The sequence below is a fragment of the Fontimonas sp. FW305-C-3 genome (assembly GCF_058783185.1).
The window spans coordinates 1,177,354-1,201,284 of record NZ_JBYSYK010000001.1 but is presented as its reverse complement, the minus strand read 5'-3'; the positions used below and the strand labels follow the sequence as shown (position 1 = coordinate 1,201,284).

Below are 23,931 nucleotides of genomic sequence, written 5' to 3'. Positions count from 1 at the left end.
TCAAATTGCAGACTCGCCGCCCGCATGGCGAGCAAGTCATTTCGCCTCCTGTCCGAGTTGCGGACCACCCGAGGCCTGCGCCGCTTTCAGCTGGTAGAGCAGATTGTCCCACGACACCTTCTGAGCATAGCCGACGACGTCGATGCGCGGCAGCAGCCGGCCTTTGACGATGTAGTAGGCCCTTTGATCGCTTTTGCTCGCTGCAGGTTCCACGCCGTCCATCGTGCAGACGCCGTCGCGCAGGACGCAGCTCAGGCCCAGGCGATCGTAGGCGAAGTCGTCGAACACACTCAGAAAGCCGCGCGCAAGCACGCCGGTAGGGCCGCCGCCGATCGAGGAGATGCTGTCGATGGCGCGCTGCGAAATGCGCTTGCTGGTCTTGTCACGCGGCGTGGAATAGATGCGGCCATCGAACGCCACCGGGCTCCAGTTGAGCAGGCGCAGGCCGCTGATGTCGCCATCGAGCCTGCCGGTGATGCGGCCGAACGAGAACGCACTGGTGAGACGTTCGAGATCGAGCCGCCGGATCTGCAGATCGGCCATCACTCGCGGCAATGCGCCCATCGGCTGCAGCGCACGCAGATTGTCGATGCGGATGTTGCCGTCGAAGACCCGCGCCTCCAGTGCACCATCGATGGTCCACACGTCGTCGCGCACCTTCAGGCCAGGCAGCTTGCCGCTGAGCGTGCCGGAAAACACCGGCCACCCCAGCGCCTTGCACAGGGCCGCGAGATCGATCGGCTCGACCTCCCCTTCGAAGTCTGCGCTCAGCTGCGCCGTCCCCAGATTGTCCAGCGCCAGACGGGTCACGCCGAGTGCGCCGTTGAGCAGCGGCTGGCGCCAGGCCTGCAGCAGTTCGAGGCTCTTCGCCTGCGCGCGGAACTCGATCTCCGACGGCCCCAGCGGGACGCGCCGCAAGGCGCCACCGGTCCAGTTCAACCTCGACGCGGCAGCCGTGTCACCCGCCCACTCGACGTTGCCGGAGAGGCCGGCGATCTCCAGGCCGAGCTTGTCGGAGCCGATGCCGACCTTGTCCAGCCTGGCGGCGAGCTTCTGCAGCGCACCGTCGCGCCAGGAAATCCGTGCCTGTGCCCGACCGCTCGCGGCTGCGCCATCGAGCTTCGTGCCGATGAGCAAGGGCTGCACATAGGTTGCCAGCGCTGCCGACAGGTCGCTCGCGTCGACATTGACGTCGAGCTGCCGCGGCTTGTAGCGCTTGTTGATCAGCCCATTGGCGTCAAGCGTGCCCACCCCACTCTGCGTGGCATGCGCCTGCTCGATACGCCAACCGTCCGGCAACTGCCGGAGCACGGCCGACGCTCGCAGCGGCAGCGCCGCGAAATCGAAGAACAGCGGCTCCGCGTACGCCTGCCCGCCCGGCGCCGCGAGATCAATCTCCCAGCGTTCGCCGCGCCAGCGCAGCCTGGCGTCGAGATCGAGGTTTTCCGCGGCGTACTTGCCGGCGGCATCGCTGAAGGTGAACCCCTTGACGCTCAAGGCCGCACTCAATGTCGCACCGCTCTGATCCAGAGACACCCGCAGCTTGCGCGCCGGAATTTCCAGCTCGGCATGCCAGCGCTCGGCGCTGTAGAAATGCCCTTGCAGTTTTCCCTGCACCTTGCCCCAGCCGGGCAGCAGCGCGGTGAACTCCGCGCGATCGCACCGGATGCCTTCGCTCGATTGCAGCGGCTTGCAGCGCATCTGGAATTTTTGCAGCGGCGGCTGGCCGGCAACTTCGATGGACGCAATCGTCAGACCGACATCGTCGGGCGGAACAAAGTCGAACTGCACGCCGCGCACCGTCCACCCCGATGCCCGGATGGCGCCGACCGACAGGCCCAGATCAGCACCCAACGCGGGCTGTCCCAGCATGACAAGCAGCGCAAGCAGCGGTCCGGCGAGCCTCAACATGGTCGGGATAATCGCATGCATTGTTGGGATGCTCATTGCATATTGCAGGCGGCGTCCACGGCGATTCTCAATTCTCCTACGCAGAACCCGATCGTTGCCGCAACGATCGGCAGCCCGCATTCGTGCAAAAAAACTGGAGCGTCGCGGCACCTAAAAAGCGCGCGCTGGCACGTGAGTCCTAAAAAAGGAATTGTGTACCATGTCCCCTCTGCAAGGGGGGAAACCGTTGCCGACCCGTCTCTTTGTTGGAATCGTCAGCGGCCTGCTGGCGGCGGTATTTTTGATTGATCTGCAGACTCCGCTCGGGGCCACCGAGTGGGTTCTCTATCTCGTCCCTTGTGCCGCTTGCCTGTTCGCGCGCGAGCATCGGGCGCCACTGCTGGTGGCGGCAGTCGCGACGGCGCTGATCGTCTTCGGCTTCCTGCTTTCGCCGCCGGGACTCGACCCATTTTCAGCCGCGGTCAACCGCTCGATGGGCGTCCTGGCGGTCTGGCTCGTCGCCATCACCGCGTACATCGTGCTTCGCGACCGTGAACGCCTGCGACGTTTCGCCTGGCTGCAGGCCGGCGTATCGGCGCTGTCCGAAGGCGTACGCGGCGAGCAGGCGCCCGAAGTCGTCGCGGCCGCGGTCCTCAAGACGCTGGTCCGTTATCTCGATGCGCGTGCGGCCGTGCTGTACAACCTCGAAAGCGGCCAGCTGCTGCGGATGGCGGTCTGGGGAGCGCGCGAGGATCAGGTTCCGAGCGAACGCTTGCCGGTCGACGCAGCGGGCCTGCTTGGCGAGGCCCTGCGCGAAAAGCGCGTGCTGGTCGCCGCGGGGCTGCCTTCGGGGCATCTGCAGGTCGCCTCTGCGTTGGGACAATCCACGCCAGAGAACGTACTGGCCGTGCCGCTGACCGCCGAAGGCAGCGTCGTCGGCGTGATCGAGCTGGGCTTCATCGCATCGCTCACATCCACCAGCGAGGCGAGCGAGCTGATGACGCAGTCGGCCGAGACGATCGGCATGGCGATGCGCGCGGCCATCGACCGTCAGCGGCTGCAGGAACTGCTGGAGGAGACGCAGCGCCAGAGCGAAGAACTGCAGGCCCAGCAGGCAGAGCTTGAGCAGAACTTCGATGAGCTTGAAGCGCAGAGCCAGGAGTTGCGGGCCTCGCAGGAGCGGCTCGAACTGCAGCAGGTCGAGCTGGAGCAGAGCAACAGGAATCTTGAAGAGGTCGCCAGCGATCTCGATGCGCAGCGGCAGGCGCTGCTGACGGCTCAGCTGCGACTGACCGAGAACGCCGATCTGCTCGAGCGGGCCAATCGCTACAAGTCCGAGTTTCTGGCGAACATGTCGCATGAGCTGCGCACGCCGCTCAATAGCTCGATGATCCTCGCCAAGCTGCTCGCGGAAAACCGCCACGGCACGCTGACCGCGGAACAGGTGCGCTATGCCCAGTCGATCCACAGCACCAACACCGAGTTGCTGACGCTGATCAACGACATTCTCGACCTGTCCAAGATCGAGGCGGGGCGTCTGGACGTGCAGGTCGAAGTGATCGACATCGCCGCGGCGTTCGACGAAGTGGACATGACGTTCCGGCCGCTGGCGATGCAGAAGAAACTGACGCTGGTCTTCGAGACCGCGCCGTCCGCGCCGCAATCCTTCGTCTCCGACCGCCGCTGTCTGCAGCAGATTCTCCGCAATCTCCTGTCCAACGCGCTGAAGTTCACCGAACGCGGCGAGATTCGCGTGAGGGTGCTGCCTGCCGGCGACGGCATGCTCGCCTTCGAGGTGCAGGACAGCGGCATCGGCATTGCCGATTCACAACGGGAAGTCATCTTCGAAGCTTTCATGCAGGCGGACGGCACGACGTCGCGCAAGTACGGCGGCACCGGCCTGGGGCTTTCGATCTGCAGACAACTCGCCGGCGCCCTGCAGGGCACGATCAATGTCCGCAGCGAAGTCGGCCGCGGCAGTTGCTTCCGTCTCGAGCTGCCATTGGCGATCGAAGACAGCAGCGTGTTGTCGCCGCCGCAATGGCGCTCGCGTACGCCGACCGCGCCGGCGATGCCGGCGGAATCTTCGCCGGCGCCGGTCATCACGCACGCCGCGCCGATCGCGGACGATCGCGAGCATGCGCGCAGCGACCGCCTGATCCTGATCGTCGAGGACGATCTGCCGTTCGCGCGCATCCTCTACGATCTGGTCCACGATCTCGACTTCGACGCCGTCCTCGCCGCGACCGCGGCCGACGCCTTGAATCTCGCGCGCAAGATGCGCCCCTGCGGCATCCTGCTCGACATGGGTCTACCGGACGACTCCGGACTCACCGTGCTCGACCGGCTGAAGCAGGACCCGCACACGCGGCATATTCCGGTGCACATCATCTCGGTGACCGACCACGCGCAGACGGCACTGCAGCTCGGCGCGATCGGCTACACCTTCAAGCCGACGGCGCGGGAAGACCTCGAGCGCGTGGTACTCGGCCTGACGCGGCGCATGCAAAAGCGCCTGCGCCGCCTGCTGCTCGTCGAGGACGACATCACCCTGCGCGAGACCCTGACATTGCTGCTGCGCGGCAGCGATGTCGAGATCGTCGGCACCGGCACGATGGCCGAAGCGCTCACGCAGCTCTCCGGAGCTCCGTTCGATTGCGTGGTGATGGACCTGTCGCTGCCCGACGGTTCCGGTTACGAACTGCTGCAGCAGATGTCGGACAGCGGCCGCCACGCGTTCCCGCCGGTGATCGTCTATACCGGCAGGGCACTGTCGGAATCGGACGAACAGGAACTCCGGCGCTTGTCGAAGTCGATCATCATCAAGGGCGCCAAGTCGCCCGAGCGGCTGCTCAGCGAAGTGACCCTGTTCCTGCACAGCGTCGAGGCCGAGCTGCCGCAGGATCAGCAAACGATGCTGCGCGAAGTACGCCAGCGCGATGCCGCCTTCGAGAACCGGCGGGTGCTGCTCGCCGAGGACGATGTGCGCAATGTCTTCGCGCTTTCGCAGGTCATCGAACCGCTCGGCGCCAAGCTCGAGATCGCGCGCAATGGGCGCGAGGTGCTGGAGATGCTCGAGCACGACAGCGGCTACGACCTCGTGCTGATGGACATCATGATGCCGGAAATGGATGGCATCACCGCGATACAGGAAATCCGTTCGCGGCCGGCATTGGCCCGGCTGCCCATCATCGCGCTGACGGCGAAGGCGATGCCCGAGGACCGCCAGCGCTGCCTCGATGCCGGCGCCAGCGACTACATCGCCAAGCCGATCGACGTCGACAAGCTGCTGTCGCTGTGCCGGGTGTGGCTGCGTCAATGAGCGGTGCCGAGTCGAGCAGCGATCCGTCCATGGATCCGGAAATCGCTCCGGACGTCCGCGACCTGCTCGAGGCCGTGTACGTGCGTTATCAGCACGACTTCCGCGACTACGCACCGGCGATGCTGCAGCGCCGCGTCGACATGCTGTCGGCGTCGCTGGGCCTGGACAGCGTGCGGCAGCTGCAGGATCGCGTCCTGGCGGAACCGGGCATCTTCGATCGTCTGCTGCGCCATCTCACCATCCAGGTGAGCGACATGTTCCGCAACCCCGAGTACTACGCCGCCGTGCGCAAGCACGTCGTCCCGGCCTTGAAGACCTATCCATCGGTGAAGGTCTGGGTCGCCGGATGCAGCACTGGCGAAGAGCTCTGGTCGCTCGCGATCATGTTTCATGAGGAAGGCCTGCTCGACCGCACGCGGTTCTATGCCACCGACATCAACGCGAACGCCCTGCGCACCGCGGAGAGCGGCATCTATCCGGTCGATCGCGTCGCGACTTTCAGCCGCAATTATCTGGCTGCCGGCGGCCGCGGCTCGCTGTCGGACTACTATGTCGCGGCGTACGGCGCGGCGACGTTCGCACGCAGCCTGCAGGTCCGCGCGGTCTTCGCCGATCACAGCCTGGCGACCGACTCGGTTTTCTCCGAGGTGCATTTCACCTCGTGTCGCAATGTGCTGATCTATTTCGGCCGCTCGCTGCAGGATCGCGCGATCGGCCTGTTTCGCGAAGCCCTGGTGCGCCACGGCTTTCTGGGGTTGGGCAGTCACGAGTCGCTGCGCCTTTCGGCGCACGGCTCGGCATTCGAAACGGTGGCGGCGCGCGAGCGCCTGTACCGCCGTCACTGAAGAGACAAGGCAGAACAGGGGGAGAAGATGCGCTGCATGGGACCGGTGGGGACGAGGCGATGAAACGCACAGTGTCGGTACTTGCCGTCGACGACGTGGAGCAGAACCTGCTGCTGCTCGGCGCCGCGCTCGATCGTCCGGACCTGCGTTTGATCACGGCCAGATCCGGCCGCCAGGCGCTGGAGCTGCTGCTGCAGGAGCAGGTCGCGCTGGCGTTGGTGGATGTGCGGATGCCGGAGATGGATGGCTTCGAGCTCGCCGAGCTGATGCGCGGCAGCCCGCGCACGCGCGACATCCCGATCATCTTCCTCACCGCCAGCGAGCCCAGCGAACATCGCACGTTCCGCGGCTACGAAGCCGGCGCCGTCGATTTCCTGCATAAGCCGCTCGATCTTCACGAGCTGCGCAGCAAGGTCGATGTCTTCGTCAAGCTCTATCGGCAGCAGGCGGTGCTGGGCGAACAGCTGGTCGCGCTGCAGGAGTCCCTGCGCCTCAACGAAATCTTCACCGCCGCGTTGGGCCACGACCTGCGCGGACCGCTCAACGCGATTGCACTCAACGCGCGCCTGCTCGCGCGCACCGCTTCGGATCCGCAGGCCAAGGAAGCCGGCGAGCGAATCGGCAACAGCACGCGCCGCATGTCGCAGATGATCGAGCAGCTGCTCGAAATGGTGCGCCTGCGCAGCGGTTCGATGGCGCTCAACGTCGACACGATGGACATGCGCGAACTCGCCGACTCGCTGCTGGACGAGGTTCAGCAGGTCTATCGCTGCCATATCGAACTCGATGCGCGAGGCGACACCGTCGGTGCCTGGGACCGCGCACGCGTGGGGCAAGTCCTCGGCAACCTGCTCGGCAATGCCGCGCATCACGGCGACCTGTCGCAGCCGATCCGCGTCGTCATCGACGGACAGGATCCGGCAGCCATCCGGATTCGCGTCGCCAACGCGGGCACCATCCGCAAGGAACTGCTGCCGCAGATCTTCGAGCCGTTCCGCGGTGACGGCGATTCGGCGGAACGCCTCGGACTGGGGCTCTATATCGTGCGCGAACTGACGCAGCGGCACGGCGGCGAGGTGAAGGTCAGTTCCGATGCCGAGAAAGGTACCGAGTTCAGCTTGTTCCTGCCGCGGCAAGCGGTCGCGAAGCGGGCTTCAGGCTAGGCGCGCCAGGCCCGGACTGTCGCCGTCGCGCAGACGGCCGAGCAGTTCGAGCAGCTTGTCGGGATCGACCGGCTTGGTCAGGTGATGATCGAAGCCGGCGTCGCGCGCCTGCTGCTTGTCCTGATCCTGCCCCCAGCCGGTCAATGCAATCAACACCGGCGGTTCGTCTTTCGGCACGGCTGCCCGGATCCGGCGCGCGACCTCGTAGCCATTGAGCCGCGGCATGCCGATGTCGAGCAGTACCACGTTGGGGTACGTCTGTTCGTACAGCGTCGCGGCCTGTTCGCCGTCGTAGGCAACGATCACGTCGTGGCCTTCGAGCTGCAGCAGGCTCATCAGCGTATCCGCAGCGTCGCGATTGTCGTCTGCAACGAGTACGCGCAACTGTTCCCGCGCACGCTGCGGCTTCACCAGCGAAAGCGGCGCCTTGGCCGTCGCGGCCACCGGCAGCTTCAGCAGGAAGCGGCTGCCGAGCCCGTTGCCCCGACTTTCGGCGGTCAGCGTGCCGCCATGCATCGTGACAACGGCGCGCGAAAGCGCGAGGCCGATGCCCAGGCCGCTGTTGGTCGTCGAACGCTTGGCGTGCACCTGCGAAAACATTTCAAACAACTTGCCAAGGTGCTCGGCGGGAATGCCGATACCGTTGTCCTCGACGCTGATAGTGGCCTCGTCGTTGTCGACCGTGACGGACAGAACGATCTTGCCGCCGGCATCGGTGTAGCGCGCCGCATTGGTCAGCAGATTGGTGATCGCCTGCGCCAGCCGCATCGAGTCCGCGTCGACCGGAATCGAACGATCGGGGATGTCGATCCGGATCTGATGTTTGCGCGAGTCGATGTGCGGCATCGCGGTTTCCAGCGCGCTGTCGATGACGCTGCGCAGCTCGATCCGCGCTCGCCTCAACTCGAGATGCCCGCGCGTGATCCGGGAAACGTCGAGCAGATCGTCGAGGAGCACCGCCATCTGGCCGACCTGCCGCTCAATGACATCGTGGCTCCAGCGCTTCTGCGCTTCATTGGAAGCCGTCGAACGGGCAATCTTGGTGGCCTGCTGGATCGGCGCCAGCGGATTGCGCAGTTCATGCGCGAGGATCGCGATGAACTCGTCCTTTCGCCGATCCGCTTCCTGGAGATTCTGCTCCTGCGCCTTGCGTTCGGTGATATCCGACCACCAGACGGCGATGCGTCCGCTGAACGGCGTGGCGACGATGTGCAGCCACTGCGGCTGGTTCTTCGTGGTCGTTGAGAATTCCCAGGTGCGCGGCGCATCGTTTGCGACCACGTCGGCACAGGATTCGAAGATGCCGGCATCCGGCCAGTGCTCCGAGGTCACCTCACGCAGGCCTTTCCCGGCGATCTCCGCCGCGCTGCTCTGCAGCATCTCGGCGGCGGCCAGATTGACGTAGTCCCAGGTGAAGTCGGTGACCGCGCCATCGGCGTCGTGCTGCGGGCTCAAAATACTGAACGGCACCGACGCCGAATCGAGCGCGATGTGCAGATTCTGTTCCGATCGGACCGCCTCACCCCTCGCGAGCGTGCGCTCGACGAACTGGGCGCTGAGCTGGGCACAGAGGTCGGAAAGCTGGCGTTCGCGCGCGGTCGGCGCGCGCGGCGTGTCCAGGTAGACGGTGAGCACGCCCAGCACACGATCGTCGCTGCTGCGGATCGGCGTGCTGTGAACGGCGCGGACGTCTTCAGCCTGACACCAGTCGCGAAGATCGGCGTAGGCCGGATCGGATTCGGTATTCGAAATGATGATGCGCCGGCCGCTGAGCAGCGCGAGTGCGCACGCGCCCTTGCCGGCGCGCACATGCGCAAGCTTCTCGGACAGGGTGTCGGAGAAGCCGAGGACGGCGCGCAGCTGCAGGCCGTCGGCGCCCTGTGCCGCAAGCGATGCGAGGCCGCGGGAACTGCCGTGCAGCTCGCACATGGAATACAGCACGGCGAGGAGCTGACCATCGAGCGTGTCGTGCTGCAGCAGCTCGCTGCTGAGCCCATGAACCCGCTGCAGATCGTCGAGCTGCTGACGCAGGCCTTCCTGCGTGGACACGAGTTCCTGTTGGGTGCGCAGGCGTTCCGCCTGGATGTGCCGCTGGCCGTGCGAGGACAGCAAGAGAGCTTCACCGATCGCGTCGATCTCGCGGATGCCGGAGGGCTGGAACGACGGCGGCTCGTCGCGCCCGGTCTGCTCCACGGCCCGCCGCAGGGCACTCAGCGGTCGGCCGATGCCGCCGCCGACAATCCAGCTCGCGAGCAACATGGCGAGCAGCGAGCCGCCCAGACCGGCCGCGAACAGCCTGACATCCTGCAGCGCGATCAGCGCGATGGGCTCGGTGGGAATACCGACCGCGACCGTCCAGCCCGAAACGGGAAGATGGCGGAAAGCGGTGACCATCTCGACCGAGTCGATCGACTCGGTAACGCCGGTTCCTTCCTTTTTCCCGCCGATCATCAGCTTCGTGAGCGAGGGCGACGGCATTCCACCGATCGACGTCAGATGGTCACGCGTCCTCGCGAGGCGGTTGTCGCCGCCATCGAAGATGGAGACGATCCAGTCCTGCGGCAGTTCTTGGGCAAACAGCAGGGCCTGCACCGCATCGGGTTTGAGGACGGCGGTCAGCACGTAGCGCAGTGTTCCCTCACGGATGACGGGCACTCGAATCGGCAAGCCCCAGCGGCCATCCGCATCGCGTGCCAGCAAACCCACAACCGCCTTCTGCGTCGCGATGACACGGCTGAACGTCTCCACGCCATCCGACACGAATTCGCCTTCAGGCTCGACGGCATGCACCAGCGCACTGCGATCCGGCGCGGCGAGCGTGATGGCGTACCAGCTGGGCATCTTGGCGAGCGTGCGGGTGAGCACCTCGCTGAGATCGCTGGGGTCGGCGTCGTCGAGCTGGGGCAGCGCGGCGAGGCCCTGCAGCACGGACAGGGATTTCTCGACTTCCACGTCCATGGCGGCACCCACCATGCGAGCGGCGTCGAGGCTGGTGCGCAGTGCTTCAGCCTGGCGTTCCTCGTCGCTCTTCCAGAGCATGTAAGCCGACGCGGCCAGCAGCGGAACGATGACGACAATCGCCACCGTCAAGATGCGCCGACGCAGCGGGGCTCCGGTCGTCACGCCACGACCCCGTCGGCCTTCGGCGAGGCGTGTGAGGTCAGGTTCTCATCGTCGAGGACGCCGAATATGCGATCGCCATGCGCCGGCTTGGTCATGTAGAAGACCGACTCGTCGGCGCTGTTGAGGCCCAGCTCGGAACCCGGCGACGTGAGCAGGACCATGCGGCCGCTGAAGCCGCGCGCTCGAAGCAGGGAAAACACGCGGGCGCCTTCCAGCTGCGACAGGTCCGCATCGATGATCGCGAACTCCGGCATCGACGCGCCGAGCAGGTATTCCTCCGCAGCCCCGCTGTTGGCGACGGGCGCAACCTTGAAGCCGGCGGCGACGCCGGCCTCCATCAGTGCCGGAGCGGTCTCATCGTCGGCGGCGATGAGCACCCTGCGCTCGCCCGCTTCGCCGCTGCGCGCCCTTTCCAGCTGCGGCAGCAGGACTTCGATGCTCTCCTTGCCGGACGAGGTCTGGTCCACGCGCACGCTGCCGCCATGGCGGGCCGCCAGCACACGGCACAGCAACAGTTCGCGATTGTCCGCGGCGGGAGGCCAGGCGGGGCCGGCCCCGCTCGCCTCGACGCCAAAGCAGACGAAAGGCTTGCCCGCCTCTTCGCGTCGTTCGACTCGAATCGCGAGCTTGCTGCCGTTGGGCAGATGCCGCAGCGCTCGCCTGGCCAAGGCCAGCAGACACTGCTCAAGCTCGATCTGGTGCGGACCACAACGGACCGTGACCAGGGGCGAGTCGCAGGAGATCGCGACCCTGCGCGCCAAACTGGTCGGCAGCAGCAGGCGCACCGTGCGGATCAGCTCCTGCACATCCATGACGCCGCGACCGCGCGAGCGGTCGCTGCCAAAGGCAAGCATCGCCGCGACGACGTCGAGGCCGCGCTGCGTGCTGCCTTCGAGCGATTCCTGCAAAGATTGCATGCCGGCATCGGCAGATCGCTTGAGAATCTGCGCCGAGTAAGTGAGCGGCTGCAGCATGTTGCGCAGATCGTGTGCCAATGCGTCCATCATCATCGGCAGAAATTCAGCGTGATGCGCGCCGACGAGATCTCTCTGCGCCTGCTCCAGATAACGCCGCATCGCAGCCCGATCGATCGCACGGTCGATCGCCGCGGCCAGGCGTTCCGGCGCCGGCGCCTGGATCACGTCGAACGCGCCCGCGCGCAGCGCGGATGCCGCCGCTGCATCGCTGCATTGCTGCACGTAGAAAATGATCTGCGCATCGGGCGCCGCCGTGTGCAGCGCGCCCAGCAGTCCGGCACCGGTAGCGTCGTCCGGCGCGAACCCAGCAACGATCACGTCCGGCTTGTGCTGCTGGACGATCGTTGCCGCCGCTCGAACCGTCTCGGCCACACCGGCATCCCGCAGGGCCGGCTGATGCGCGCAGTTGCGCAAGGCCTCTGCGAGCGTGCGCACGGCGGGAGCGTCCAGCAGCACCGGCAGGCAAATCACAGGCACGGCCTGCTCCGCCGTCGGGCCATGCGAAGGTCGGTCTTGCGCCGGAATCACGTTGCTCCCCCAGAGAAAGCGCTGATCGCTTTCGGTATCACTGCGATTAGGAGGCAACTCAAGCCCTGAACTGAGGCTGAACTGCGGCCAGTGCTGCGAAGTCAGGCCCTCGTCATCGGATCGATCCTTGGCGGGAGATCGCCGAGATGAGCGCCGTCAGCTCGGCGGGCTCGATGGGTTTGGTCAGGTGCGCCTGGAAACCGGCGCGCAGCAAGGCGACGCGATCCTGCGCGCGGGACAGCTCGGTGATCGCGATCGCCGGGATACCGCGAGCGGCCGGCACGGCGCCGGCGCGGATCGCGCGAATCAGCTCGAAGCCGTCCCGGCCGGCAAGGCCGATGTCGGACAGCAGCACGTCCGGAACTTCTTCCTGCAGTGCGGCGAGTGCCGCTTCGAACGATGATGTCAGGCGCGTGGTCACCCCCGCGGCAACGAGCAATACCCGCATCAGATCGCGCGTGTCCTGATCGTCGTCGACCACCAGCACGTTCAGGCCGCTCAGCGTCGTAGCGAGGCGTTTTCTCTACGAGGCCTGCCCCGTCCACTGGCTCAGCAACTCGGTGAGCGCGGAAAATTCGACGGGCTTCACCAGATGCGCATCGAAGCCGGCTTCCTGCGACAGCTGGCGATCGTTCGGCTGGCCCCAACCGGTCAGTGCGACAAACCTGATCGGATGCGAACAGCGCTTGCGGATCTCGCGGGCGGCGTCGTGGCCGTTGAGGCCCGGCATGCCGATATCGAGAATGACCAGGTCGGGCAGCAGCGTCGCGGCCCGGGCCACTGCTTCGAGGCCGTCGTAGACCGTCTCGACCTCGTAGCCTTCCAGCTGCAACAGGATCGACAGCGATGCCGCCGCATCTTCGTTGTCGTCCGCGACCAGAATTCGCAATGGCGCCTTGGCTGCGGCTGTGTCGTCCGCGTCGTTGTCGTTCATCGCCTGCCGCCCGCGCTCAACATCGACATCAGCGGTCCTCAACATGAATACCCTGGCTCGGGCGGATGTCTGAAAGCCGTCCAGCGCGCTTTCGTTTCCATCGGGCCTGTCGATGATCCGGCCGTCCTTTGGAGCATACGCCCAACTCCGCATGGCAAGGTATTCCGTTCAGGTCAGCGCGGCGGATGCACGCGCAGGAAAGCGTTGCCGCGGCACGGCCGGCCGGGCTTCGCCGCCACCAGGCTGGGCGTGCACCGGCGTTGCGGGCTTGGGTATCACGCGACTCTTCGGCGCGGCGATGAACACCCAGCTCTGCGACGCATGCCAGCGCCACAGCGAGCCGCACTTGCGGCACTCGTATCCGGTGATGTTCTTCAGACCGAACAATTTGTCGCGCACGATGAAACTCTTCAGGTGGTCCGGGACATCCGCTCTAAGCGGCTTGGTTTCCAGAATTCTGCATTCCGTGCATTGCGTCATGGCTTAACCCCTTTTGATGTAGCGATCTTGTGCAGCACCCAAGCGAAGCGACTAATGGCGTACGGTCAGAATCCAGCTGCCGCCACAGATTCCGCAGCAGTACAGCGCCAGCGAGCCCATGAACGAGTGGCTGCCGGGCTGCGTCGAGTTGTCGCGATGCAGCGCGCCCAGACAGTCCGGGCACGATCTGCCGCGGTCCGACCGGAGCTGCGTCTTGAGCTCCGGGACCTCGACCTCCTTGAACCGGGTATGCCCGCGAATCACTCGTTCGGCGAGCGCTTGAATCTTTCCTTTCAGCGTCATTGAAGCTCTCTGGTAATCGGTGCCTGACCTCTTGAGCACCGCTGCGCCCTTTTGCACTCAATTACCGGGCCATCCTTATCTATTTGTTTTTTAAGGATATTAAATACAGGCCCCATGCAAGATGCATTGAAGCAATTCGTTCGGTAATCGGCGCATTGCAAATTGAACGATGCGCGCCGTCTGCGACTCGATCCTGCGGCTCGATCAAGGTGAGATCGATCGAGCACACCGGCTGGGCATGTTTCTCGCGGACCCTGACTCCGGCACTGCATCGTCGTCGATGCACCAGCTCCCCGGAGTTCCGCATTGACGATCCACGCTCACGAAGACTTACGAGACCACAAGGAGTTCGCGATGAATACGAGTCAGCTCATCGGCAATGCGAAGCAACTGATCGGTGAAGCCAGGACCACCGCAAGTCTCGTCACCGTGCACGGCAAGGACATTGCAAAAACCGGCGTCCAGATTCTGCACGCGGCCAAGGAGGTGATCGTCGACAGCGGCAAGCAGACCGTGCGCCTGATCGGCCATACCCGCAGCGAACTGCACCGCACGCTCAGCGAGGGCCGGGATCAGATTCTGTACAAGCTGGCGCACATCAACACGCCGACGCACAAGGAACAGGCCGACGCAAGAAAGTTGGAGATCAAACAGAAAAAGCAGCGCAAGCGTGCCACGGTCGAGGCGCAGCACAGCGCGCCCGACGCCTGAACGGAATCGCCCGCGCCTGAGAAGGCGCGGGCGATTGCTTTACGGCGTACGCCTCATCCCACCTGGCGCGATGACTGACTCCACCAGGGCTCGCGAAGCACGGTCTTCAGCACCTTGCCGGCGCCGGACAACGGCAGTGCCTCGCGGAACTCGACGCTGCGCGGGCATTTGTAGCCGGCGATCAGCGCCTGGCAATGCAGCTGGATCGCTGCGGCGTCCGGCGCAGGCGCATCGGGCTTGAGCACGATGACGGCATGCACGGTCTCTCCCCAGCGCGGATCGGGAATGCCGATGACGGCGCAGGTCGCCACCGCTGCATGTTGCGCGATGGCGTTCTCGACTTCGGCGGAATACACGTTCTCGCCGCCGCTGACGATCATGTCCTTGACGCGATCGACGATGAACAGGAAGCCGTCGTCATCCATGTAAGCGCCGTCGCCGGTCAGCAGCCAGCCGTCGCGCATCGCCGCGGCGGTCTGCTCCGGATTGTTCCAGTAACCCTGCATGACTCCGGGTCCGCGCGTCGCGATCTCGCCGACGACGTTGCGCGGGCACTCGCGCCCTTCCGTGTCGAGGATGCGAACCTCGACGCCGATCATCGGGCGCCCGGCCGAACGCAGCTTCGAGCGCAGACTGGCATCGGCGTGATATCGCGGCTTGAGGATACTGACGACCGGCGACATCTCGGTCTGGCCGTAGCACTGCGTGAAGCGCACGCCGGGGAAGCAGGCCATTGCACGATCGAGCACCGCTTCGCTGATCGGCGAGGCGCCGTACATGATGCGCTGCAGCGCCTGCAGCTTGAACTGCTCGCGACGCGGATCGTCGACGAGCATCTGGATCATCGTCGGCACCAGCAGCGCATTGCTGACGGCGTGCGTCTCGATGGCGGCGAACACCAGCTCCGGCGAGAAGCGGGCGCAGATCACCTGTCGCAGCCCGCGCATCGAGGCGATCAGCAGGAAGATGATGTCGGCCAGATGAAACATCGGCGCCACATGCAGGGCGATGTCGTCGTCGTCGGCAATCCCTTCGGAGAGGCTGGCCAAGGCATTGCCGTAAAGATTGGCGTGCGACAGCATCACGCCCTTGGCCTTGCCCGTCGTGCCGCCGGTGTAGAACACACCGGCCAGATCGTCGCCGCCGCGCGCCGCGTCCTGCGCCGGCGCGTGCTCGGCGATCAACTGCTCATAGTCGAACATGCCGGCCGGCGCGGCACCGTCGCCAGCGTGAATGATCGTGTGCAGACAGCGCGCGCGTTCGCCGAGCTCGCGCACCATCGGCGCGAAGTTCTCGTCGACGATCAGGATGCGCGTATTGCAGTCCTCCAAAGAGAAGGCAATCTCGCGCGAACTCCAGCGGACGTTGATCGGATTGACGACGCCGCCGGCCCACCACACCGCGAACAAAGTTTCGAAATAGCGATCGGAGTTCAGCGACAGGACGCCGACCCGGTCGCCGGGCTGCAGGCCGAGCTGGATCAGGCCGGCCGCGAGCCGCGCAACGCGATCGCCCAGATCCGCATAGCTGCGCGAACGCTCGCCGTAGCAGGTGGCGATCTGCTGTGGTTGCAGGCGCATTGCGCGATGCAGGGACTGGGTCAGCATCATTCGAGACATGTCGCTCCACTCCTGCCCGGACGGTCGGGCCGATACCGCCAAGATTACCGGGAGGATGCGCGCGGCGAACCTGCCCCTCCCTCCGGGTTCCCCCTCCCCGTTTGGCAGGGGTGGCCCCTGGGCGAATGAGCTAGCCTCGCCCGTGCTTAAATCGAAGCCCGCTGCTTCACCGAATGCCGCATCGAACACCAGGCCATGACCGCGCCCCTGGACCCAACGCTACCGCTGATCCGGACCAAGCTCGCGCCGCCGCGCATCGGCAGCGCGCCGGTCGAGCGCCGCGCATTGCTGGAACAGCTCGACCGGCGCCGTTCGCGCAAGCTGCATCTGCTGGTCGGCCCGGCCGGCAGCGGCAAGACCAGCCTGCTGGTGCAATGGCGCAAGCAGCTGCTTGAATCCGGCGCGCGCGTCGCCTGGTACAGCGCGGGGCCGGACGACGATGAGCTGCGCATCGCCAGCTATCTGGTCGAAGCGCTGCGGCAATCCGGGCTGACCATCGGCAACGAAGGCCTGCAGCTGTTCCTCAGCTCCGGCGGCACGGCCTGGCAGCATCTGCTCGCTTCGCTGGTCAACGACTGCGACGACGCCGAGCGCGAAATCTATCTGGTCATCGACAACTTCCAGTTCCTGTCTTCGTTCGCGGTCCTGCAACTGCTCAATCGCTGGATCGCGCTGGCACCGCCCGCGCTGCATTTCGTGCTGGCGACGCGGGTCAGTCCGCCGCTGGAACTGGTGCGCCTGCGCTCTGAGGACCAGCTGGTCGAACTGGGATTCGGCCAGCTGCGCTTCGATGTCGACGAAACGCGGCGCTTCGTCGAAACCCAGGGCCTGCCGACGCTCGATGCCGGCCAGCTCGGCAACCTGCATCGCATCACCGACGGCTGGGCCGCGGGTCTGCAGCTGCTGACATTCTCGATACGCAACGACGGTCGCACCGGCGGCTTTCTGGAGCATCCGGAATCCCTGTCGATGACCCAGGCCCAGGCGCTCGACGATTATCTGGCGCAGACCGTGATCGGCCTTCTGCAGGCTGCCGAGCTGGATTTCCTGACGCGCATCTCGATCTGCCGCCGCTTCAATCGCGAGCTGTGCGAGGCGGTCAGCGGTGACGCCGCGGCCGGCGAGCATCTGCGCAAGTTCGAAGCGGAGAATCTGTTCCTGCTGCCGATCGATACCGACGACGACGAGCCCTGGTATCGCTTTCATCCACTGTTCGCGAGCTTTCTTGAAAAGCGCCTGCGCCGCTTCGGCAATCAGACGCTGCAGCAATTGCATATCCGCGCAACCCACTGGTTTGCGCGGCAACAGCTGCAGACCGAGGCGCTGCGCCATGCCGTGCTGTCGGGTGATGCACAGCTGCTGGTCGACCTGATCGATCAGTACGCGCGCCGGCTGACAAATTCCGCTCAGTACTTCGAATACCTGCGCTGGTGCGAGAAGGTGCCGCCGGAGCTGCTCGCCGAACGCCTCGGCGCATCGCTGAGCCTGGCGCTCGCGCAACTGTCCTGCGGACGGCTGCGGGATTTCGAACGCACCGTGGCCGGCATCGAACAACACCCGCAGGCAACCCAGCCCGAAGCGCAGACGGAGCTGCAGCTGTTGAAGGCCTACCACGGCCTGCGCACCGACGACCCGGACGGCCAGCAACGCGCGGTGGCCGAGGTCGAGCGCCACCCTCCGGCGCCGGACAGCAGTTCGGGTCTGATGCTGACGTCGATACGCTGCCATCAGCTGGCGTACGCGGGCCGCTACGATGCCGTGCGCGAAACCGCGCGGCTGCGTTTCCGCGGCGGTGAAAGCCGACGCCAGATCGTGCCGCTGGTCGATTGCTGGGTCGGCTTCAGCTACCTGCTCGAAGGCCAGGTCCAGCGCGCGGTCGAGCAGTTGCAGGTCGTCGTCGAGGCCGGCCAGCAATTCACCGGCGCCGACTCGGGCGCCAACGGCATCGTCTACGGATATCTGATGGAGGGGCTTTATCAGTCCAACCGCATCGACGAAGTCCGCGAGCTGCTCGATCAGCGGCTTGAGCTGATCGAGGCGATCGGGCCTTCCGACTCGATGATGTACGCCTACCGCAGCCGCGCCCAGATCGAGAAGCTCGATGGCGATCACGCCAGCGCGCTGAAGACGCTGCAGGATCTGGAAGAGCGCGGCCTGCGCATGAACCTCGACCGCATCGTTGCCTGGAGTCTGCACGACCAGATTCTGCTCGCCCTCGAAATGAACGAGCCGCTGCGCGCGGAGGAGTTGCTCAGACGCCTCGACTTCACCGCCCAGCCCTGGATGGACCAGCGCGGCAACATGCGCAGCGAGATTCCGCTCGCGGCCGCGCTGGCGCAAGCCAATCAGGCTTGCGTGATGCAAGCCAGCGAACCGGCCACGCTGGCGCTCGTCGATCACGCCGCCGATCTCGCACGGCAATCGGGGCGCAGAGTTGCGGAGATCCACTGCGCGCTGCTGCGCGCTCACCTGCTGCTGTGCGCCGGGCAGCAGCCGCAGGCGGTCGAACTTCTGCGCGACCAGCTGCGCATGGCGATGAGCCTCGGCATGCGGCGAGTGTTCGCCGATCTGACGCCGGCGCTGCGGCAATCCGTGCTGGCGCTCGCGCCGCTGTTGAACGCAGCCGATGTCAGCGAGTTCATGAGCGGCATCGAATCCGCGCAGCTTCCGGGTGCCGACATCGATGCGGCGCCGGTGAACGCCGGCGCCGCACCAGCCGATCCGACGCTGGCGGACAAGCTGCTGACGGTGCGTGAGCGCGAGATTCTCGATCTGCTCGGCCGCGCGCTGTCGACCAAGAGCATCGCCCGCGAACTGAATCTTTCACCCGGCACCGTCAAATGGCATCTGCGCAACATCTACGGCAAGCTCGGCGCGTTCTCCAAGGAAGATGCGCTCGCGAAAGCACGCGAGCGAGCGGCAGCCAGCCGATAGAGCCCGCCTCCGCCCCTGTCCAATGGACAGGCTCCGCTCGAACAGCGCTGTTCCACCATAGCGCTCCCGCGCAGCCGATTGCGGCGCGCCAGATGAGCGATGAGCATGGGCAACCCGCAGACGATTCCTTCCAGCCTTCCTGAAACCGACGCGGAGCTGGAACTGTTCCGTGACAACATCCGCAAGTTCATCGATCGCGAGATCGCGCCTCACTATGCCGAGTGGGAAAAAGACGGCATCACGCCGCGCAGCCTGTGGAAGACGCTCGGCGACGCCGGCCTGCTGTGCGTCGATGCGCCGGAAGCCTACGGCGGCCAGGGCGCGCCGTTTGCGTATTCCTGCGCGGTCGTCGAGGAGATCGGCCGCCGCGGCTACGGCGCGCTGATCGGCAACATCGCCGTGCACTCCGACATCGTCACGCAGTACATCAGCCATCTCGGCAGCGAAGAACAGAAGCGTCACTACCTGCCGAAGCTGGCCGCCGGTGAGTATGTCGGCGCCATCGCGATGACCGAACCGGGCGCCGGCTCGGACCTGCAGGGCCTCAAGACATCAGCGGTGCTGGATGGCGATCACTACGTCATCAACGGCTCCAAGACCTTCATCACCAACGGCCAGCACGCGGATCTGGTGATCACCGTTGCGGTCACCGACCCGACGGCCGGCGCGCGTGGCAAGACGCTGCTGCTGGTCGACACGACAACTACGGGATTCTCGCGTGGCCGCAATCTGGAGAAGATCGGCCAGCATTGCGCCGATACCTCCGAGCTGTTTTATAGCGACGTGCGGGTTCCGCGCAGCGCCGTGCTCGGCCAGCTCGGCAACGGTTTCGGTCATCTGGTCGATGAGCTGGCGCGCGAACGGCTGGTGCTGTCGGTCGGCGCTGTCGCCGCCGCGGAAGGCGCGATGGCGGCGACGGTCGACTACGTGCGCACGCGCAAGGCCTTCGGCCAGAGCCTGTCGAGTTTCCAGAACACCCGCTTCGAACTGGCGCAGATGAAGACCGACACCGAACTGGTCAAGGCTTTCGTCGCGCAATGCGCACGCCTGTACGCCGCCAACGCGCTGGACGTTCCGACCGCCGCGATGTGCAAGCTGGCCTCGGCGGAAAACCAGTTCCGCGTCGCCGATCGCTGCCTGCAGCTGTTCGGCGGCTACGGCTACATGGTCGAGTACCCGATCTCGCGCTACTTCGTCGATGCGCGCGTACAGCGCATCTACGGCGGCACTTCGGAAATCATGAAGGAAGTCATCGCCCGCTCGATGCTGGGGCGCTAGGCACCGAGCCACGCGGCAATATCGGCAACCGCCTTGCGATAGGCCGGCGTGGGCTCGAGGCCGACGAAGCCGTGCTGCTGCGTCGGATAGCGCTCGACTGCCGTGGCAATGCCGGCATCGGTCAGGCGCTTCGCGTAGTCGGTGGCTTCGTCGTGCAGGACGTCTTCCTCGGCCAGCACGAACAAGGTGCGCGGCAGCCCGCTGAGATCCTGGGTATGCAGCGGCGTCGCCAGTTCATGGGACTGCATGCCGGCCTGCCACAGCGGACTGCGGTGCAGGTAGTACGCCCACAACTCGGACATGCTCTTGTGGGTCAGGCCGTATTGCTTGCCGCTGTACTTGCGGTACGACTCGCGGTCGGCAAACGCGCAGTGATCGGTCACCGGGTAGATCAGGATCTGGCCCTTGAGCATGTCGGGATACAGCCGGCGCGCCTGCTGGGCAGCGACCGCGGCGAGGTTGCCGCCGGCGCTGTCGCCGCAGACCACGATCGAATCGGGATCGCCGCCCAGACGCCGCACGTTGTCCTGCATCCAGGCCAGCGACGCCAGGCAGTCTTCAATCGGGATCGGGAACGGGTATTCCGGCGCGAGCCGGTAGTCGAAGGCAACGACCAGCCGCCGCGACTCGACGCAGAGGTCGCGACACAGGGCGTCATGGGTTTCGAGATTGCCGAAGACCCAGCCGCCGCCGTGGAAGAAATGCAGCACAGGGAATGGCCCGTCGCCCAGCGGCTTGTAGATGCGCAGGCGGATCGTGCCGCCGTTGACCGGCATCGTCTCGTTGCTGACGCTCAGGTTCCGCGCCTTCCTGCCGCGCCACTTGTAGGCGATCGCCAGCGGCGCCAGCGGGCGGATGGCCGCCAGCTTGAGTTTCGCCACAATTCCTACCGCCATGTCTGCATTCTTGCCCAAAGGTGAAAGCAGATGATCGCCGAACCGCACCTCCACGAGAAGGGAGCCGCGGCCACGGACACCGCCCACAAAAAACCCCCTTGCGGGGGTTCCTTGTAAATGGCGGAGAGGGTGGGATTCGAACCCACGGTGCGTTTGCACGCACGCCTGATTTCGAGTCAGGTACATTCGACCACTCTGCCACCTCTCCGTGAACTTGCGGGTACCGCGCCGGGTCGAAGCGGCCAGCTGAATGGCGCCTGGGGCGTCGTTCAGCCTGTTTGCAGTACCTGTTGTGCTAGCGTTGCCCGAAGGCCCTGCCTGTTCAGGGCGCGCATTCTAAATGAACCCGACCGCGAAGCCTACCCTTGGATGGAAATCGCTGCTGCGACTGTGGCGGCTGGGCCCGCTTTTGCTCGTCGGGGCCTGGCTGACGCTGGTTTCGACCTGCTCTCCGCGGGCTTCCCTGGTCGATGAAATCCGCCAGTTGGGGGTGCTGCGTGTCGCCACGGTCAATAGCCCGACGACCTATTACATCGGCCCCGGCGGCGACCCGGTAGGCTTCGAATACGATCTGGCCGCCCAATTTGCCCAGCAGCTGGGCGTTCCGCTGGACGTCAGGGTCGCCGCCAGTCCGGCCGAGGCCGCGCGGCTCGTTCAGGAAAGCGCGGTCCATCTGGCCGCCGCCGGCATCGGTATCAGCGCGGAGCCGAAAGGCGATCTGCGCTTTACCCGCCCGCTGCAGGCGGTCGCGCCGATGCTGGTCTACCGCAAGGGCACCAAGAAACCCAAGACCCTGGCGGACGTCAGTGGCAGCCTGCGGGTGGTCAAGGACAGTCTGCCGGCCGAGCGCCTGCGCGCGCTCGATCCGAAGGAGTTTCCGAACCTCAAATGGGAGGAGACCGACGAGCAGGAGGCCGAAGAACTGTTGCTGGCGGTATCCGACGGCGACATCGATTTCACGATCGCAAACTCGGACCTGGTCTCGATCAACCAGCGCTACCACCCCAACCTGCGCGTCGCGTTTCCGGTCGGGAGCGCCCAGCAGCTCGGCTGGGCGGTATCGGCGTCGCGCGACGACAGTCTGCTGGCGGCGGCCGAGAATTTCCTCGAAGGCTATGGCGACACCGAGATGTCGCGCCTGCGCGACCGCTATTTCGGCCATGTGCAGCAGGTCGGCGCGCTGGGCGCGCTGACGCTCGCCGCGCACGTCGAGACCCGTCTGCCGGCGTATCGCAAGGCCTTCGAGAAATCGGCGCAGCGCACCGGCCTGGACTGGCGCCTGCTGGCGGCGATCGGTTATCAGGAGTCGCACTGGGACAGCGGCGCCGTCAGCCCGACCGGCGTGCGCGGCATCATGCAGCTGACCAACGACACCGCGCAGCGCATGGGCGTTGCCAACCGCGAGGACCCGCTGCAGAGCATCGGCGGCGGTGCCCGCTACTACCGGATGCTGCTCGACAAGCTGCCGCCGGAAATCGCCGAGCCGGACCGCAGCTGGCTGGCGCTGATCGCCTACAACGTCGGCTACGGCCATCTGCTCGACGTCATGGATCTGACGCAGAAACAGGGCGGCGATCCGACCCGCTGGCTCGATGTGCGCGACCGCCTGCCCTTGCTGACGCAGAGCAAGTGGCACAGCAAGACCAAGTACGGTTACGCGCGCGGCTACGAGGCACGCACCTACGTCGGCAACATCCGCACCTACTACGACATGCTCGTGTGGATCACCGGCGAGCCGCCCGAGGCGCCGGTCGCCGTGACGGAACCGGACGCCGAAGCCAGCAAGCCCGACGTGCGGGACGAAAGCCCGCTCGGCATCGACCTGCCGATTCTCTGAACGCTAGCGGTCAGGGCAGCCGCAGGCGCTCGACGATCTGGCCGTTCTGCAGATGCTGCTCGATGATGTCATCCACGTCTTCTTCGTCGACATAGCGATACCAGACCGCATCGGGATAGACGACGATGCAGGGCCCTTCCTCGCAGCGCTCCAGGCAGCCGGCCTGATTGATGCGGACCTTGCCCGGTCCGTTCAGGCCCAGCTGCTTGACGCGCTTCTTGGCGTAGTCGCGCACGCGCGTCGCGCCCTTGTCGTTGCAGCAGGTACGCTCGCCCGGCGCACGCTGGTTGCAGCAGAAGAAGACGTGGTGACGGTAGTGGCTCATTCGGATCCGAAGTTATACGCCAGGCTGACGGCGGTGTAGGTGTCGGTCTTGTCGGAGTCGGCCGGCACTTCGGAGTTGTGCTTGACCGTGTACGACAGTGCGGCGAACAGATTGCCGACGATCGTCAGCTTCAGCTCCGACACCGATTCGATGTAGGTATTGAACTCGCCGCTCTCGACCTTGAGCGCCTGCGCGAACTGGCTGGATTCGGAAATCGTCCACTGATACTTGCCGAGCGTGCGACCGATGATGTCGTCTTCCTGATCGCCGCCGTCGAGTTCGCTCTGCCGCGCACCGGCACCGATCTCGAGGTCGAGCAGGTGCACCGGCCCGGTCAGAACATGGCGGCCGTAGCCTGCCGTCTCCGTCATGCGCTCGCGGATGCCGCCGAACAGATCCTTCTCCCAGTCCAGCGCGCCGAACAGGTAGTCGGTTTCGCTGAGGTTCCAGTCGAACTTGTCGGAAGCGGCGTAGCGCTCGGAGGTCGTCTCGTCCTGCTCGGTGCTGTAGGCAGCGAGACCGACAAAGGTGTTGGTCCACTGCTCGGTCTTGTAGGCCAGCGTGAGCTTGCCGTTCAGCGATTCGGTTTCGGTGTTGCCGCTGGTCGCCAGATAGCCGAGGGAGACCTCGTTGGCCCACTGGGCCTGGGCCGGTGCGGTCGCCAGGCAGGCCAGCAACAGAAGACTGCGATGCTTCATCCGAATGTTCTCCGTGGTCGGTATTTTCGATCGAGCCCGGGCAGGCCGGGCCGCCGCGTATTATAGGG

General features: G+C 65.5%; 18 protein-coding genes and 1 tRNA gene. 7 read left to right on the top strand and 12 right to left on the bottom strand.

All coding sequences use genetic code 11. The features are described from left to right. Nucleotides 1–36: 36 nt before the first annotated feature. Nucleotides 37–1,947 carry a translocation/assembly module TamB domain-containing protein gene (locus AC3WUF_RS05540; RefSeq protein ID WP_492423231.1) on the bottom strand — a complete coding sequence of 637 codons (1,911 nt, stop codon included), beginning with the start codon at nucleotides 1,945–1,947 and terminating at the stop codon, nucleotides 37–39. A 190-nt stretch (nucleotides 1,948–2,137) separates the two neighbouring features. Here AC3WUF_RS05540 and AC3WUF_RS05535 point away from each other — a divergent pair, with 190 nt between their 5' ends. Genes AC3WUF_RS05535 through AC3WUF_RS05525 form a run of 3 tightly spaced genes read left to right on the top strand, consistent with a single transcriptional unit; the run spans nucleotide 2,138 to nucleotide 7,220 of the window. Next, entirely contained in the window at nucleotides 2,138–5,212 is a 3,075-nt protein-coding gene (locus AC3WUF_RS05535) for a hybrid sensor histidine kinase/response regulator (protein ID WP_492423229.1), read from the top strand. Continuing rightward, complete coding sequence (locus AC3WUF_RS05530; RefSeq protein ID WP_492423227.1) at nucleotides 5,209–6,057, top strand: CheR family methyltransferase; 849 nt, start codon at nucleotides 5,209–5,211, stop codon at nucleotides 6,055–6,057. Before AC3WUF_RS05535 ends, AC3WUF_RS05530 begins: the two co-directional genes overlap by 4 nt. A 59-nt stretch (nucleotides 6,058–6,116) precedes the next feature. Beyond that, complete coding sequence (locus tag AC3WUF_RS05525) at nucleotides 6,117–7,220, top strand: hybrid sensor histidine kinase/response regulator (protein WP_492423225.1); 1,104 nt, start codon at nucleotides 6,117–6,119, stop codon at nucleotides 7,218–7,220. Here the strand turns inward: AC3WUF_RS05525 and AC3WUF_RS05520 are convergent. The 6 genes from AC3WUF_RS05520 to AC3WUF_RS05495 form a co-directional block, all read right to left on the bottom strand. Beyond that, the gene (locus tag AC3WUF_RS05520; protein ID WP_492423223.1) at nucleotides 7,212–10,343 is read right to left on the bottom strand and encodes a hybrid sensor histidine kinase/response regulator; all 3,132 of its coding nucleotides are present in this window, start codon (nucleotides 10,341–10,343) and stop codon (nucleotides 7,212–7,214) included. The genes AC3WUF_RS05525 and AC3WUF_RS05520 overlap by 9 nt on opposite strands. Beyond that, nucleotides 10,340–11,797 carry a response regulator gene (locus AC3WUF_RS05515; RefSeq protein WP_492423221.1) on the bottom strand — a complete coding sequence of 486 codons (1,458 nt, stop codon included), beginning with the start codon at nucleotides 11,795–11,797 and terminating at the stop codon, nucleotides 10,340–10,342. The genes AC3WUF_RS05520 and AC3WUF_RS05515 overlap by 4 nt, the downstream gene beginning before the upstream one ends. Before the next feature lie 163 nt (nucleotides 11,798–11,960). Further along, complete coding sequence (locus AC3WUF_RS05510) at nucleotides 11,961–12,335, bottom strand: response regulator (RefSeq protein ID WP_492423219.1); 375 nt, start codon at nucleotides 12,333–12,335, stop codon at nucleotides 11,961–11,963. 36 nt (nucleotides 12,336–12,371) lie between these two features. Beyond that, nucleotides 12,372–12,935, bottom strand: coding sequence for a response regulator (locus AC3WUF_RS05505; RefSeq protein ID WP_492423217.1), 564 nt, complete (start codon nucleotides 12,933–12,935; stop codon nucleotides 12,372–12,374). A gap of 15 nt (nucleotides 12,936–12,950) precedes the next feature. After that, complete coding sequence (locus AC3WUF_RS05500; RefSeq protein ID WP_492423215.1) at nucleotides 12,951–13,181, bottom strand: hypothetical protein; 231 nt, start codon at nucleotides 13,179–13,181, stop codon at nucleotides 12,951–12,953. 132 nt (nucleotides 13,182–13,313) lie between these two features. Beyond that, nucleotides 13,314–13,565, bottom strand: coding sequence for a hypothetical protein (locus AC3WUF_RS05495; protein WP_492423213.1), 252 nt, complete (start codon nucleotides 13,563–13,565; stop codon nucleotides 13,314–13,316). A gap of 306 nt (nucleotides 13,566–13,871) precedes the next feature. On the opposite strand from AC3WUF_RS05495, the gene AC3WUF_RS05490 reads away from it, so the two are divergent. Continuing rightward, entirely contained in the window at nucleotides 13,872–14,276 is a 405-nt protein-coding gene (locus AC3WUF_RS05490) for a hypothetical protein (protein ID WP_492423211.1), read from the top strand. A gap of 53 nt (nucleotides 14,277–14,329) precedes the next feature. Here AC3WUF_RS05490 and AC3WUF_RS05485 read toward each other — a convergent pair whose 3' ends face one another. Beyond that, nucleotides 14,330–15,886, bottom strand: coding sequence for a long-chain-fatty-acid--CoA ligase (locus AC3WUF_RS05485; protein ID WP_492423573.1), 1,557 nt, complete (start codon nucleotides 15,884–15,886; stop codon nucleotides 14,330–14,332). Between the two features lie 204 nt (nucleotides 15,887–16,090). Here AC3WUF_RS05485 and AC3WUF_RS05480 point away from each other — a divergent pair, with 204 nt between their 5' ends. Both AC3WUF_RS05480 and AC3WUF_RS05475 read left to right on the top strand, forming a co-directional pair. After that, on the top strand, nucleotides 16,091–18,829 hold the full coding sequence (locus AC3WUF_RS05480; RefSeq protein WP_492423209.1) for a helix-turn-helix transcriptional regulator: 2,739 nt from the start codon (nucleotides 16,091–16,093) through the stop codon (nucleotides 18,827–18,829). Between the two features lie 105 nt (nucleotides 18,830–18,934). Then, nucleotides 18,935–20,107 carry an acyl-CoA dehydrogenase family protein gene (locus tag AC3WUF_RS05475; RefSeq protein ID WP_492423207.1) on the top strand — a complete coding sequence of 391 codons (1,173 nt, stop codon included), beginning with the start codon at nucleotides 18,935–18,937 and terminating at the stop codon, nucleotides 20,105–20,107. On the opposite strand, the gene AC3WUF_RS05470 is transcribed toward AC3WUF_RS05475, so the two are convergent. Both AC3WUF_RS05470 and AC3WUF_RS05465 read right to left on the bottom strand, forming a co-directional pair. After that, the gene (locus AC3WUF_RS05470) at nucleotides 20,104–21,003 is read right to left on the bottom strand and encodes an alpha/beta hydrolase (RefSeq protein ID WP_492423205.1); all 900 of its coding nucleotides are present in this window, start codon (nucleotides 21,001–21,003) and stop codon (nucleotides 20,104–20,106) included. The two genes, AC3WUF_RS05475 and AC3WUF_RS05470, sit on opposite strands and share 4 nt — an antisense overlap. A 118-nt stretch (nucleotides 21,004–21,121) precedes the next feature. After that, nucleotides 21,122–21,211: transfer RNA gene (locus tag AC3WUF_RS05465), tRNA-Ser, on the bottom strand. Between the two features lie 132 nt (nucleotides 21,212–21,343). On the opposite strand from AC3WUF_RS05465, the gene mltF reads away from it, so the two are divergent. After that, nucleotides 21,344–22,840 carry a membrane-bound lytic murein transglycosylase MltF gene (gene mltF / locus AC3WUF_RS05460; protein ID WP_492423203.1) on the top strand — a complete coding sequence of 499 codons (1,497 nt, stop codon included), beginning with the start codon at nucleotides 21,344–21,346 and terminating at the stop codon, nucleotides 22,838–22,840. Nucleotides 22,841–22,850: 10 nt separating this feature from the next. Here the strand turns inward: mltF and AC3WUF_RS05455 are convergent, their stop codons facing one another. Together AC3WUF_RS05455 and AC3WUF_RS05450 are read right to left on the bottom strand one after the other, a co-directional pair. Further along, nucleotides 22,851–23,165, bottom strand: a complete 315-nt coding sequence (locus AC3WUF_RS05455; protein WP_492423201.1) for a (2Fe-2S) ferredoxin domain-containing protein — start codon at nucleotides 23,163–23,165, stop codon at nucleotides 22,851–22,853. Next, the gene (locus AC3WUF_RS05450) at nucleotides 23,162–23,863 is read right to left on the bottom strand and encodes a DUF481 domain-containing protein (protein ID WP_492423199.1); all 702 of its coding nucleotides are present in this window, start codon (nucleotides 23,861–23,863) and stop codon (nucleotides 23,162–23,164) included. The genes AC3WUF_RS05455 and AC3WUF_RS05450 overlap by 4 nt, the downstream gene beginning before the upstream one ends. Nucleotides 23,864–23,931 lie beyond the last annotated feature (68 nt).